Raw genomic sequence first — 14,770 nt, forward strand, 5'->3', positions numbered from 1 at the left:
AGAATATGTTTTTTTTATGCAACTCAAAGTTAATTGAGATACTTAAACTTTTCTCACACTTTTTTAAACGTTTAGGACGCTATTGATTTTTTTTGATTTTATAAGAAGGAAAAAGAAAATTGATTATCGTTTTGTGTACTAATACTTTATATTTGTGATTAAGTAAAAAGAGATTCTTTTAACAACCTGTATATGCGTAATGATTCATTAAAAATCGCATGAGACATCTCCTTAACTTACAAATCCTAATTCCTACGAAACATTATGATGCTTTCTAAACGCATTTGTCAATATACATTTACATCGATTCTAAGCTTGTTTTTCATGACTAAAGCAATCGCTCAAGACGAGAGTGGAGTTTTACCAACATGGAAAGACAGTCTTTATACCGTTGAATTACCTGAGGGATATTTAATGCCTTCAGATACATTGGAAGTTGTTGAAGCAGCTCCTTATGCTCCTTGGTTTGAAAATTTTGATGATTTCGATACAACATCTGCAATACTTGTAGATATCTCGGATCAAACTTATGATTACGTTCCTAATGTGTCGGATAGTTTGGTAAAAGAGAGATTAGCACTAATGCAAAATGAAATTCCTCTTACTTACCATGAAAGAGTACGTTTATTTATTGATTATTTCTCTGTAAGAAGAAGAGATTATACACTTTCAATTATTCAAAGACAACAAATGTATTTTCCTATGTTTGAAAGAATCTTTGAAGAAGAAGGAGTTCCTACCGAATTGAAATATTTAGCGGTTATTGAATCTGCTTTAAAGCCAGTCGCTTTATCTAGAGTTGGGGCAAAAGGTTTATGGCAGTTCATGCCAAGAACAGGTCGAGCTTATGGTTTAAAACAAACCTATCAGATCGATGATAGAATGGATCCTGAAAAAGCAACGCGTGCAGCGGCAAGATATCTTAAGTTCTTGTACAATTATCATGGTGATTGGGAATTAGCAATTGCTGCTTATAACTGTGGTCCTGGTAATATTCGCAAAGCACAAAGAAGATCAGGCAAAAAGAAATTCTGGGATATTTACAGAAAATTACCAAGAGAAACACGTTCTTATTTACCACAATATGTTGCAATGGCGTATGTCTTAACTTATGCTGAAGAACATAACTTGATCCAAGACCTTCCGATGTATGAAATTCCTTCAGAGGATATTTTCGTTAGTCAATCAATTGATATTGGAAAATTAGCAGAACAGTTAAATGTTTGCCAAGAAGATCTTCAGTTAATGAACGCTTCATTACGTTTTGGTTTTGCTCCAAATTATGTCAAGAACTTTAGAATTAAGATTCCTGAAGCAAGATTTAATTATTACTTAGAAAACCAAGATGAAATCTTAGCTAATGTAAAATACACTGGAGAAGGAGCGAATATTGGTGATGGTTACTATTATCATTATGTTCGAAGAGGTGAATCTTTAGGATTGATTGCGAGTAGACATAGAGTGAAAACTTCTAATCTTAGAGCTTGGAATGGTATCAGAGGCAATACAATTTACCCTGGACAAAAACTAAAAATTTACGGTAATGCTTACAGCCCTGGTCCATCACAAAAAACATCGATAAAGAAAACAGCAACAACAAAATCAACGCCTAAGAAATCAAGTGGAGCGAGTATATATCATACCGTTCGAAGAGGGGAGACTTTAGGGAAGATTGCAAAAAAATATAGAGTTTATGTTTCAAGCATTCAGAAACTGAATAATCTAAAAGGTACTAGAATTAATGTAGGTCAGAAATTATTGATCAAAGAAGGAAAGTACAAAGCACCTGAGACAACATCTACTCCGGTAGCAACGAAATCTTCAACATCTACAAAATCTTCTGGAACATTAGTATATCATACGGTGAGAAGTGGTGAAACACTTGGTGGAATTGCGGAGCAATACAATACTTCTGCATCAAAATTACGTTCTTGGAATGGTATGAGAGGTTCTACCATTTACAAAGGACAAAAGCTAAAAGTATATACTAGTGGAAAAGTAGTTCAATCTACTTCTTCAAATACAAAAAGCAATTCGTCTTATGGGCCTTCTTCTAAAACAAGATATCATGTGGTGAAGAAAGGAGATAGCATTACGGAGATAGCTAAACTATATAGAGTTTATGTAAAAGATATAAAAAGGGTAAATAATTTATCTAGTTCTAATATCAAAGTAGGACAGAAATTGACAATCCCACCTTCACCTGCTAGCGTATTGAATGAAGGAAATTCTACATCTTCTGTATCCAATAGTTCAGGTAAAGCCTATTACACTGTAAAAAATGGAGATACACTTTGGCAGATCGCTCAAGATAATGGGGTAAGTGTTTCTGATATCAAACGCTTAAATAACATGCGAAGCAATAATTTAAAAGTAGGTCAGAAGTTAAAATTAAAATCTTAGTGAACAATAAATGGTCATTTGAACATTTACTGTTAAATTGCGCATTCAAAATAGAAAACAATAGAAATGGCAGATATTAAAACAAATCTTATTGAGGAGTTGCAGTGGAGAGGAATGCTGCATGACATTATGCCAGGTACAGAAGACCAATTAAATAAAGAAATGACAACTGCTTATGTTGGTTTTGATCCAACAGCAGACTCATTGCATATTGGTCATATGGTATCTGTAATGTTGCTTAGACATTTACAAAAAGCAGGTCATAAACCATTAGCGATTGTAGGTGGAGCAACAGGTATGATTGGTGACCCTTCTTTTAAAGATGCAGAAAGATCGCTATTGGATGATGAAACTATCCAAAAGAATCTTGATGGAATGAAAGGACAATTAGAAAAGTTCTTGGATTTTGATTGTGGTGAAAATTCTGCAGAAATCTTAAATAACTACGATTGGTTCAAGGATTTTAGTTTTATCGACTTCGCTCGTGAAGCAGGTAAACACCTTACGGTAAACTACATGATGGGAAAAGATTCTGTAAAAAAGCGTTTAGCTTCTGGAACAGGTATTTCTTTTACAGAGTTTACTTACCAATTACTTCAAGGTTGGGATTTCTATCATTTATATAAAACGAAGAATTGTCGTTTACAATTCGGTGGTTCTGATCAGTGGGGTAACATCGTAACGGGTACTGAGCTAATCCGTCGTAAGGCACAAGGAACTGCTTATGCAGCGACATGTCCATTGATCACTAAAGCAGACGGTACTAAATTCGGTAAAACGGAAAGTGGTGCAGTTTGGTTAGATCCAGAAAAAACATCTCCATACCAATTCTACCAATTCTGGTTAAATGTTGCGGATGAAGATGCAAAAAGATATATCAAAATCTTTACATTCATCGAAAGATCAGAAATCGATCAATTAATTGCAGATCATGATGAGGCACCTCATACACGTATTTTACAGAAGCGTTTAGCGGAAGAGGTAACACGTGCAGTACATGGTCAAGAAGAATTAGATACAGCAATCGCAGCATCGAATATCCTTTTTGGTAAAAATGTAACGGAGCAATTAAAATCTTTGAATGAGCGTACTTTATTACAAGTATTCGAAGGTGTAATGCAATCTGAGATTTCTAAAGCGGATTTAGTTGGAATGGCTGAAATGGCAGATCTTGTTTCTACAGGAACTGATAATCAATTATTCTCTTCTAAAGGTGAAGCAAAAAGAATGATAAAAGGTGGGGGTATCTCTATCAACAAAACAAAATTACAAGGAAATGAGCTTCCTAAAGATGTAGAATTACTTCAAGGGAAATATATCCTTGCTCAAAAAGGTAAGAAAAATTACTGCTTGATTAAGGTGGTATAATCTTATTTGATATAAAAAACACCCTTCTACTTTCTTATGTAGAAGGGTGTTTTTTTGTCTAATTCTTAAAGAGAAGTACTTACAATTTGTTCACTTTCCTCTATAAAATAATTTAAGTAGTCAACTCTTGGTGAGTTAGTAATAATAGAGGCTTTAAATAAAGATAATTTAGCTTCTTTCATGTCTCTTGCTCTAAAAGAAGCAACAGCTAAGTTATAATATTGTAAGCCAGCAAGATCTTTAATTGTTAGACTTTCCTTTAAATCCATACCGTATTTGGTATATAATAAAGAATTATCTAATCGTTTCTCATAGTTTTTTTCTCTTCTTTTAATAGCATTCTTACCTAATTCATAACCATAGATATCTGTGGATTCTATCAAAGTTTTACCTAAATAAGGATCCTCTACGATGATGTAGACATGACTATTATTTTGCTTAATTTCATAAGAATAGCCTAGTTCTTGGAAAATATGGGAGAATAAAAGTGTTCCACTTAAGCAATCGTAAGTGCCTTTGTTTAACAGGTCAGAGAATGTGCTACATTCTTTGTAATTCTTCAAAAACTTTTGACGTGTTTTTGAGAACATTTTTTTTACAATAGAACGTTGACTTTCTTGTTCAATGTTCTTCCAATCCTCAACCCATGCGTTTACCTCATTTTTCAAGGCTTGAAATTCTTCTCCAGAAATATTCTCTTGTGGAGAGAAATAAAGATAAAAAGGATCTTTTTCCCAAGCTTGATCTGTATGGTTCAATGCATAATATTCTAACATTGAATTAGATTGAGACTTAGTTAAAGTAACAAAATCTACCTGAGCACATACCTTACCTGTCATCATAAAAATGATAATAAATGGTAGGATATATAGTGTAGTAGAAACTTTCATGTACTTGTAACTAATTGATTGATGTTACAATATACGTATTTATGTAATCTAAAGTTAACATTTAGTTAACATTAGGCTGTTTTCATGTAATATTAAATTAATATATAGAAATAGTACAATAAAATAGACCTTTTGAGAGGATTAATATTAACAAAAAGAGAATAAAAAAAAGCATCGCCGAAGTGATGCCTTATTGTATTTTTTATAGAAGATCTACTTTAGAAGTCATAATAACGTTGACCAATATTCCATCGAACAGCCGCTCCAAAATAGTTTTCATATTGTGTATACCTATCATCATCACTTATAGTATTTCTTAATGTTCCTCTTAAATCCACAAATACATTATGAAAAGGAGAATAAGTAATTGTAGCATCCATGAAGATAGTTTTCATTTTAGTACCTTGAAGTAATTCCACTCCATATGCATCTGGTGCTCCTGGTGCAGTATTATAATCCAAGAAAATATCATTACCATAATTGACAACAACATTTCCGTTTTCATCAACTTCATTTAGACCTTGTTCTCTAAAAATACCTTTTGCGACAATAGAAATTTTAGGGAAAAAGTCAGGACGATATCTTAGAATACCTATGAGTTCATAAAAATTGGCACCATTAGGATGAGCAAGCTCTTGATAATAATGAGATTGATTGGTGTACAATTGCCCATCTGGAAGATTACTTGCAGCTGTATTTTTATGAGAGTAGGTGTAAGGATCGACAACATTGACTTCCCCTTGTAAATCTAGATTTGAGACACCAAAAGCATCGATATATTTTGCTCCTAATTGATATGCGAATTTATTTCCATAAAAACCTGTTCCAAAGTTGCTGACACTCATATCATCAATCATCAACTGACCATATACTTGCCATCTTCCAATAAAATTATATTTGAAGTCAAACCCTAGTTGTACATTATCAGCATCTCCTAATCCATGTTCAAGAGAACGATAGAAAATCAATGGGTTTAAGTAAGAAATATCAAAGTGATTGTTACCAAGAGAATCTGTTCTATTGAAAATGACCTGTTCGAAAATACCAATATTGAAATTTTTAGTAACATTCCAACCTAAATGATGCATTGTCATGTATTTGTTCGGTAATGCACCTTGACTAGAATAACCATTAATTGTATTCATTTGAGTATAAAGGTTAGTATACTCCAAATGCCATATTCTTGTATTTAATTTTAAATAGGTATAATCATTTGCGAAGTCAGATAAAAATAAAGAACGATAACCATTACCCATAAAATTACGTCCTCTACCAAATTCTGCACTGATATAATCTTTCAACAATTGGAAATTAATGTATCCTTGTGCATTAAAATATTCTTTAGAACCATTGTCTGTATTTTTATACCATTGTTGTCCAGGTAAAGTCCCATTATGACTATCAGAATATTGTTGAACGTAGTAGGGGTATCTTTCTAAGATATCAGAAGCTTGTAGGTAAAAGCCTACTTTTCCAGCAATTGAACCATGAATTACACCACCTCTTTGATTGATGTAAGGCATCGAGGTTGTCTGATTGTCTTGACCTGCACTAAAGAGGAATACAGGATTAACATGAAGGTCAAAATCTTTTTCATGAACGTTCAGGATGTCAATTTTACTTCTGTAAAAGTACTTTAAAAAAGGTTTTTTGACCTGAGCTATGGTTGTATCAGACATATGTTCCCAATTGTCTAACATCAGATATGCTAAATTATATTTGTCTGCTTCGCTTAATGTTCCTTGATATGTTGAATCAAAATTTTCAACAAATGAAGCAATATCTTTTCTATTATAAGGTTTGATGTTAGTATATATATTACCAAAATCTTTTTGTTTGATTTCATATCTATCAATCAAATGGTAATACTCTGGGTTGTAAGGTATGTTGGCTGACTGTGCAGAAACCTGATTGTTTTTAAAAAGTATAAGTACAAAGATCAGGAAGTAGATTATTTTATTATTCATTATTTAATTTCGACGCTTGTAAGTCATTATGAGTTATAAAAATAGATAAAAAAATGTTAAAAGAATAACTCATACAGAGGTTAAAAAAATATAATCAGAGAAAGTTCAAAATATCTGCCAATTCTATAAAAAAGGGATAACAAGCCAAAGAATAATAAATTTAATGAAGATTAAGATGCTTTCTGTTCTTTTTGAGACACAACTTCTACATCATTAATAGACTTTTTGATGAAATGACGAATAGAGAAAAAATATCGTAATCCCTTTGTTTTAATCTTCTGTTGGATATTTGCCAAATTGTTTGTCCTAAATTCTTTTTCAGTATAAAAGCCACTTTCAGATAGAAAAAACTTAACAGGAGCTTCTTTCCAATTAGGGTTTGTAATATGTTGATTTTTTAACACATTATCGATGTCCATAAAAGCAAAACTTTTTCGGTTATAGTAATTAAATATTCGTCCTTGATTGAATGAAATTATATTATCACCGTTAAGTGTCAACTCAGCTTTACTCAAACTTACTTTTTCTGTATTATCAGTAGGAATACTCTTGTAAAATAGCATTGATTCTTGATTACCTTTCAATTCAAATTGATTAGGATTATTCTTTGTCAATTGATGTACAAACTTGTATAAGTTACCATAAAGGTATTTAACATTTCCAATTGACCAGTAGGTACGTGTTGAGATAAACCAATCAAAATCTTCTTTAATAAGTTTTTTGAGATCAATAGGTTTTTCGATTTCTTTTGTTTCAAGATGTGGAAGGAGTTGATACTTTTCTAAGCTTTGATTAGTCAGGATAAGAATATCAATATTTCTTTGATAAGATAATTGATTTAAAAATAGGTCAAAATATTCAGGAATAGCATCAAATAGAGGTATAATAAGGGCAACTTTGGTAGTTTTCATGGTAAGAGATCTTATAATAATGGAAATGAAAGAGAAAATAATTCGGAGGGTTCTACTAGTATCTTACGTAAGTTTCATGATTTAGTTATATTAGCTATTGATTTTAAGTGCTTTAGTGAAGTTTAAAATTTCAATAATGCAATTTTCAATACGAAGTTGAATCATTAAAGGTTTTAAACCTTCGTCACATATTCCTATTATTTATCCATATATTTACAGATATTCAATTATTCATTTTTTACCTCAATTTTTTAGAATCTTTTAAATACTATGAAGTACTTATTTACCTTAATACTTTTTACTCTATTTGGACCGAGCTATGCTCAAACAAATTTGATAGACCTACCTTATGAATTTTTCGAAACAGCAAAGCATAACAAAAAGAAAAAGATCAGTGGTGAAACATACTATATTTTTAATACCGATACGCTAAAAGGTTTAAAAAAGTATGTTGGAGATTCTTTGGTTTTAGATGGCTATGCTTATGAAATTACAAATGAAATCTATTACAAAGTACCTTATATTAATGGGGAACAAACTGGAGAAGTCTTAGGTTATTATCATTCTGGCGAATTGGCATTAAAAGCAAGAGTCAAAAAAGCACAAGTAGAAGGGCTGTTTTTGATGTATTATAAAAATGGTATTGAGCAAGCACGTTTTACTTATGAAGGGGAAAACATTATAGGAGAGTCTATCTATCGAAATGAAGATGGTTCTCTAAATAAAAAAATTCAAAACTTTCCAAATGAAAACCGTGAAGAAGTAGCCGTTTATGCAGTGAATGCTTCAGGAAATGACTATATCAGACATCAGTATACTACTGTCAGTGACTTAGTAGAAGGTAAGGAAATATTTTATTATCCAAATGGTAAAGTTGAAACAGAGAATAATCTGGTGAATGGTAACTATCATGGAACAAACCGAAGTTTCTATGAGAATGGGCAATTACATACCATTGATCATTTTGTAAATGGATCAAATGAGGGTGAGTATTTAGTTTATTTTGAAGATGGACAAATAGAAACAATTGAAAACTTTAAGGATAATAAAAGAGAAGGTGTCTATAAGTTCTATTCTATTGCGGACAACGGTGAACACTTTCTAAGTGATAGCTGTGTTTATGTAAACAATAAGATAGAAGGAGAAAGAAAGGAATATTATTACAGTGTTGATAGTGCTAGAGCTTACTTATATAAGGTATCTCATTATAAGAAAGGAGACTTAAACGGTACGGAAACATCTTTCAGAGAGGATGGGGATGTAATGTCTATTTATGAGTATTCAAATGGTCAAAAACATGGTGCTTTTCAATCATTTTATTACAACAGTGATTTTGGATCTTATTTAGGTGAAGAAGGTTTTTATAGCTTTAATGCTTTAGAAGGAGAGGTTAAAGCTTACTCTTGTTACAAAAGAGAAAATGATGAAAAGGTATATTATATGAATTCTTTACAGCATTTTAAAAATGGACTAAGACATGGTCAAGCACTAGATTTCAATGAAAAAGGAGATACTACTTCTATTTATTCTTATGTTGATGGAAATATTGAAGGAAAGAGAGAAAATTATTATTTCACTCAATCAGGAAAAAGATATCTTAACGAAGAACAAGAATTTAAAAATGGACACCTCCATGGAATATCAACAATTTTTGATACTCTTGGTAGAGTGACAGAAGAATCAACTTGGGCCTTTGGGGAAATGAATGGAGTCAGAAAGAAATATGTAGACCATTCAGATTTTTGGGGAGCAAGGGTTGATGCAAACTATAAATTATATATGACCGAAGAATTTCTAAATGGTCAGAAACATGGAAAATCGAAAGAGTTTGATTCGTTGGGTAGGGTAATTCTAGTGGAAGATTATCAACATAATCAAAGAAATGGTTTAGCAGTTAAATATGGAAATGATTCTTGGGCTTGGTCTGATGAAGAGGCGGACTCATTCTACAAATTATCAGTTTATAGTTATAAAAATGACCAATTAGAAGGACATTATGAAGAATATAATAAGGATGGAGCGATAGAAGAAGAAGGAGAATATCTTGCAGGTCAAAGAGTAGGTGTACGTAATAACTATCAATTTACTTATGACGAAAATAAGCCTTATGTATATAACAAAGAGTTTTATGAGTTTGATACTAAAATGTCTGATGAGTATTATAATGAAGACGGTAAAATATCTTCAAAAACTTTATACGCCAATGGCTTAGTGAAACAAGAGATATCATTTAGTGATAAAGGTGATACATTAGCCATCGTTAATTATGTCAATGGTAATAAAGAAGGCTTGGTGACAGAATATTATTCAAGTTGGTCAGGTGATCAAGTATATAAAGGGTATACGTATACTTACCATAATGATAGACTTGAAGGTGATAGAACTGAGTTTTTAGAAAGTGGTGCAGTTTATAGAGTTACTCCTTACAAATCAGGACAGATTCATGGTACAGAAATATTATATTTCTCAGATTCGAAGATTATAGAAGAGAAAAATGAATATTATAGAGATATCTGGGTGAGCCAAGAAGTTTTTGCGAGCTACAGTTCATATTCAATAAGTAATAAAGCTGAGCTAGATAAAATCTTAAAGGAAAATAACATTTCGAAAAGATTGTTTGAGCATTATAATCCTGGTATTGATATGAATAATCTACCTAGTGAAGTGAATATTCCAAATGATTTACCAAAAGTTGAAATTTTCAGAGAAGTTAATACTCAAAAAATCAACTAGACTATAAAATTCAAAATAGGCTATCTTAAATAAATGGGATAGCCTATTTTTTATTTTTAAGATAAAATTATTTATCTCTACGAATCATACCAGCAGCCACTGTATTATTTGTAGCTTCATCCACTAGTATCAATGAACCTGTGATTCTATTGGACTTGTATGGGTCACAAAGAATAGGTTTGGTAGTTCTAATTTGAACTCTAGCGATATCATTCATATTTAGTGTTTTATCACCTTCGATACGACTTAAGGTATTAATATTCATCTTATAAGTAATATCCTTAATCATACACCTTGCTTCATTGGTAGTATGCATCAAAATGTATTTCGCTCTAGGACGAGGTGGTTGGTCATCCATCCAACATAACATTACATCTAAATCTTGTGTCTGTTGTGGTTGGTTATTTGGACGAACTAACATATCTCCTCTAGATACATCTATATCATCCTCAAGAGTAATAGTAACTGATTGAGGAGGGAATGCTTCTTTTAGTTCGTCTTCTCCTTTGTAGATTTTCTTAATCTTAGAAGTGAATCCAGAAGGTAGTGCAAGAATATCATCACCTACTCTGAAGACACCAGAATTTATACGACCCGCATAACCTCTGAAATCGTGGAATTCATCAGAATGAGGGCGAATAATAGTTTGAACTGCAAAACGAGGGTCAATATAATTATTATCACTACTGATGTAGATATTTTCTAGAGTATGTAGTAAAGTTTCACCACTATACCAAGGAGTTTCTTCTGATCTGTTTACCACATTATCACCTTTTAAAGCTGAAATTGGAACAAAACGAATATCCTTGAGATTTAGTTTTGCAGCAAACTCTCTAAATTCTTTTTGAATCTGCTCAAATTTTTCTTCACTATAATCCACTAAATCCATCTTATTCACACAAACGATCATGTGAGGGATTTGTAATAATGAAGCAATAATTGCGTGACGATGTGTTTGCTCAACTAATCCATTACGAGCATCAACTAGTATTAATGCTAAATTGGCAGTTGAAGCACCTGTTACCATGTTTCTTGTATATTGAATATGGCCAGGAGTATCAGCAATAATAAATTTACGCTTAGGAGTAGCAAAATAACGGTAAGCAACATCAATTGTAATACCTTGCTCTCTTTCTGCTTTTAGGCCATCAGTTAAAAGAGAAAGGTCTACATGTTCTAATCCTTTTCTTTTAGATGTTTCTGATACTTGATCTAATTGATCTTCAAAGATTGACTTTGAATCATATAATAAACGTCCAATTAATGTACTTTTTCCATCATCAACTGAACCTGCTGTAGTAAATCTTAATATTTCCACTTTTAATGTCTTTAGCTTAATGTTTAGAAATAACCTTCTTTCTTACGGTCTTCCATAGAAGTTTCAGAACGCTTATCATCCGAACGGTTACCACGTTCAGTCTGACGCATTGCAGATACTTCATTGACTACTTTATCAATAGTATCAGCATCTGATTCTATACCACCTGTAATTGTAATGTCACCTAATGTTCTGAAACGGATCTTTTTCTTTTCGACTTTTTCACCGTCTCTTAACACAATATGCTCTGACATTGGAAGCCAAGTATTATCTCTCCAGATTACTTCTCTTTCATGAGCAAGATATAAAGATGGAATTTCGATATTCTCACGCATTATATATTGCCAAACATCAAACTCAGTCCAGTTAGAAATTGGGAAAGCTCTGAAGTGTTCACCTGGATTATATTTACCATTAAATAAATTCCAAAGCTCAGGGCGTTGATGTTTAGGGTCCCATTGGCCAAATTCATCACGATGAGAGAAGAAACGTTCTTTTGCTCTTGCTTTTTCCTCATCACGACGACCACCACCAATACAAACATCAAAGTTTTCATCTTCGATAGTATCTAATAGAGCAGTAATTTGTAATTTATTTCTACTGGCATTTGCTCCTGTTTCTTCTACAACTCTACCGTCTTCAATAGCTTCTTGTACAGAACCTACAGCAAGACGAACACCTAAGCTTTCAATTAAATCATCACGGAATTTAATCGTCTCAGGGAAATTGTGACCTGTGTCAACATGTAAAAATGTAAAAGGAATTTTAGCAGGATAAAAAGCTTTTTTAGCTAAATGTGCAACGCAAATAGAGTCTTTACCTCCTGAAAAAAGTAATGCTGGGTTTTGGAATTGAGCAAAAACCTCACGTAATACGTAAATAGCTTCTGCTTCTAACTCATCCAAATGAGAAAGTTGATAATTACTCATTGATATATTATGTAATTTATTTTTGTATCTAAGTAAACAGAGACAGTATGCCGGAACACAATATCTTCGCACTAATTATAAATATAAAATCAATTCATGTGGAAATGAAGAAATAATAAAAAAAAGATAGTTTTAGAACTTAATAGTTATACCCAATATTCGTGCAATCTCTTTTCTTTGTTCAATTAATAACGATAATAATTGAAAAGCTTCCATTAATTTTTCGTCATTTCCTTCTTTTTCAGCTAGTTCTAAACCTTCATTACATTGCTCAATTAAGTCTGAAATGTATGACATTTTGTAATGCAATAATGTATTGTAGGCTAACTTTCCTATATTTTCATCCTTTTTAGGGATAACAATTCTATGTCTTTTGAACCACTCTTCACTTGGAGATTTATCTTTATCTGCTTTAATGATTCTTTGTAGCTGCTTACGGTCATTCTCACTACTGTACTTTTCTTGAAAGAAATGTAAGGATGGTATTTCACCCATAGCAGTTTCATTTTTGTAATCCACTAAAAGTTGCTGGCAGAATTCTTCTTCCAACATCATATCTCCAAGTTCATTGAAAAGGTATTCGTAGATATAACCCACTTCTTCATCTACAAGTTCACCACCAAATAATAAAAGTATTCGAATAAACTCTTCTTCATGGATACCTAATTTAGACAACCTTTTTGTAGTAGGAGTTTCTGGAACTTGAGCAGGAATGTTTTGCTCACCTAATGGAGGTAAGGGAGGTTGATTTTCCATAGGTGGTACTCCATAACCCATATCTTCCATTGGAGGCGGAGGTATATGTTGGAAATCATCTTGGGTTGGAGTAATAGAAGGAGGAGGTAAATCTGGAGGAATATTCGAATAACCACCCATAGACCCACCTTGAGGATTCTCATAAGGCCTACGTCCTCTATTTTTTTCCTTTTCAATACGTTCGATTTCTCTTTGCTTAAGTGCATTAAGCTCTTTAATTAAGCCTTCAATAGAGATATCAAAAACACTCGCACATTCCTTGATAAAAATTTCCTGTTGAATGGTATCAGGAATTTTTACAATACTTTTTAAAACTTCTCTTACTTTTTCCGCTTTATTTAATGGATCGTTTTTAGCTTCTTCATTATAAAGTTTAGCGGCAAAAAGAATAAAGTCAGTTTCTTCTTCTTTTAAATATTTAGAAAATTGTTCGCTACCTAACTTAGTACAATAGCTATCAGGATCTTCACCTTCAGGTAATCGAACAACACGTACATTCAAACCTTGCTCAAGAAGCATATCTACACCTCTGATCGCAGCTTTCAAACCAGCGGCATCTCCATCAAATAAAGCTGTTACATTATTAGTGAAACGCTTAATTTGTTTGATTTGACCTTCGGTTAATGCAGTACCAGAAGAGGCTACAACATTTTCAATTCCACTTTGATGTAATGATATAACATCAGTATACCCTTCCACTAAATAACAGCGGTCTTTTACCCTCAGTGCATCTTTTGCATAATAAATACCATATAAAGCATCACTTTTATGGTAAATTTCTGTTTCTGGAGAATTGAGATATTTTGGTTTTCCATCTTTTTTTAATGTTCGAGCACCAAAAGCTATCACACGACCTGAAAGATCATGAATAGGAAACATTACTCTACCTCTAAATCGATCATATTTCTTTCCTTTATCATTTTCTGATCGAAGACCAGCAAGTTCTAATGCTTCTTCAGTATATCCTTTTTCAATAGCACTTTTTTCTAAAGCATCCCATGAATCCAGACTGTACCCTAAATCAAATTTATTAATGGTATCACCAGAAAATCCTCGATTTTTAAAATATCCCAAACCTAATGATTTGCCTTCATCGGAAGTTTGCATGACACGCATGTAAAATTCCTTAGCATAATTCATGGTAAGGTAAATACTCTCTTTTCGTTTATGTTTTTCCTCTTCTTCAGGAGAACGTTTCTTTTCAATGATCTTGATACCATACTTATTGGCCAAGTATTTTAAGGCTTCAACATAGCTAAGGCCTTCTTTCTCTTGAACAAATTTGATGGCATCTCCAGAGGCACCACATGAAAAACACTTGTAGAGATTCATGCTCGGAGTAACATACATACTCGGAGAACTATCTACATGAAATGGACAGAGTCCTATCCAAGACTTTCCCTTTTTCTTTAGGGTAACAAAGTCCTCGACAACTTCAACAATGTCTAATGTTCTTTTTATTTCATCTACGGTTTCCTGAGGTATCATAAACGTT

The 14,770-nt window shown here is 32.5% G+C and carries 9 protein-coding genes; 3 read left to right on the forward strand and 6 right to left on the reverse strand.

All coding sequences use genetic code 11. The annotated features are described in order from the left end of the window. The first annotated feature begins 324 nt into the window (after window positions 1-324). Both ACXAHM_RS20935 and tyrS read left to right on the forward strand, forming a co-directional pair. On the forward strand, window positions 325-2,403 hold the full coding sequence (locus tag ACXAHM_RS20935; RefSeq protein WP_474964313.1) for a LysM peptidoglycan-binding domain-containing protein: 2,079 nt from the start codon (window positions 325-327) through the stop codon (window positions 2,401-2,403). A 66-nt stretch (window positions 2,404-2,469) separates the two neighbouring features. Then, entirely contained in the window at window positions 2,470-3,771 is a 1,302-nt protein-coding gene (tyrS, locus tag ACXAHM_RS20940; protein ID WP_474964317.1) for a tyrosine--tRNA ligase, read from the forward strand. A 65-nt stretch (window positions 3,772-3,836) separates the two neighbouring features. On the opposite strand, the gene ACXAHM_RS20945 is transcribed toward tyrS, so the two are convergent. From ACXAHM_RS20945 to ACXAHM_RS20955, 3 genes are all read right to left on the reverse strand, one after another. Further along, entirely contained in the window at window positions 3,837-4,661 is an 825-nt protein-coding gene (locus tag ACXAHM_RS20945; RefSeq protein ID WP_474964321.1) for a hypothetical protein, read from the reverse strand. A 218-nt stretch (window positions 4,662-4,879) separates the two neighbouring features. Continuing rightward, window positions 4,880-6,628, reverse strand: coding sequence for a hypothetical protein (locus ACXAHM_RS20950; protein WP_474964325.1), 1,749 nt, complete (start codon window positions 6,626-6,628; stop codon window positions 4,880-4,882). A 170-nt stretch (window positions 6,629-6,798) separates the two neighbouring features. Beyond that, the gene (locus ACXAHM_RS20955; RefSeq protein WP_474964329.1) at window positions 6,799-7,539 is read right to left on the reverse strand and encodes a hypothetical protein; all 741 of its coding nucleotides are present in this window, start codon (window positions 7,537-7,539) and stop codon (window positions 6,799-6,801) included. Between the two features lie 270 nt (window positions 7,540-7,809). Between ACXAHM_RS20955 and ACXAHM_RS20960 the strand changes: the two genes are divergently transcribed. Continuing rightward, window positions 7,810-10,272: a toxin-antitoxin system YwqK family antitoxin gene (locus tag ACXAHM_RS20960; RefSeq protein WP_474964333.1), complete on the forward strand. Its 2,463-nt coding sequence runs from the start codon at window positions 7,810-7,812 to the stop codon at window positions 10,270-10,272. 67 nt (window positions 10,273-10,339) lie between these two features. On the opposite strand, the gene cysN is transcribed toward ACXAHM_RS20960, so the two are convergent. The 3 genes from cysN to dnaG all read right to left on the reverse strand — a co-directional run bounded on the left by cysN (window position 10,340) and on the right by dnaG (window position 14,763). After that, entirely contained in the window at window positions 10,340-11,590 is a 1,251-nt protein-coding gene (gene cysN / locus ACXAHM_RS20965) for a sulfate adenylyltransferase subunit CysN (protein ID WP_474964337.1), read from the reverse strand. Between the two features lie 23 nt (window positions 11,591-11,613). After that, window positions 11,614-12,519 carry a sulfate adenylyltransferase subunit CysD gene (gene cysD, locus ACXAHM_RS20970; protein WP_474964341.1) on the reverse strand — a complete coding sequence of 302 codons (906 nt, stop codon included), beginning with the start codon at window positions 12,517-12,519 and terminating at the stop codon, window positions 11,614-11,616. A 132-nt stretch (window positions 12,520-12,651) separates the two neighbouring features. Beyond that, complete coding sequence (dnaG, locus tag ACXAHM_RS20975; RefSeq protein WP_474964345.1) at window positions 12,652-14,763, reverse strand: DNA primase; 2,112 nt, start codon at window positions 14,761-14,763, stop codon at window positions 12,652-12,654. Window positions 14,764-14,770: the final 7 nt, after the last annotated feature.

The organism is Flammeovirga sp. AWQ4_249, from assembly GCF_056161045.1.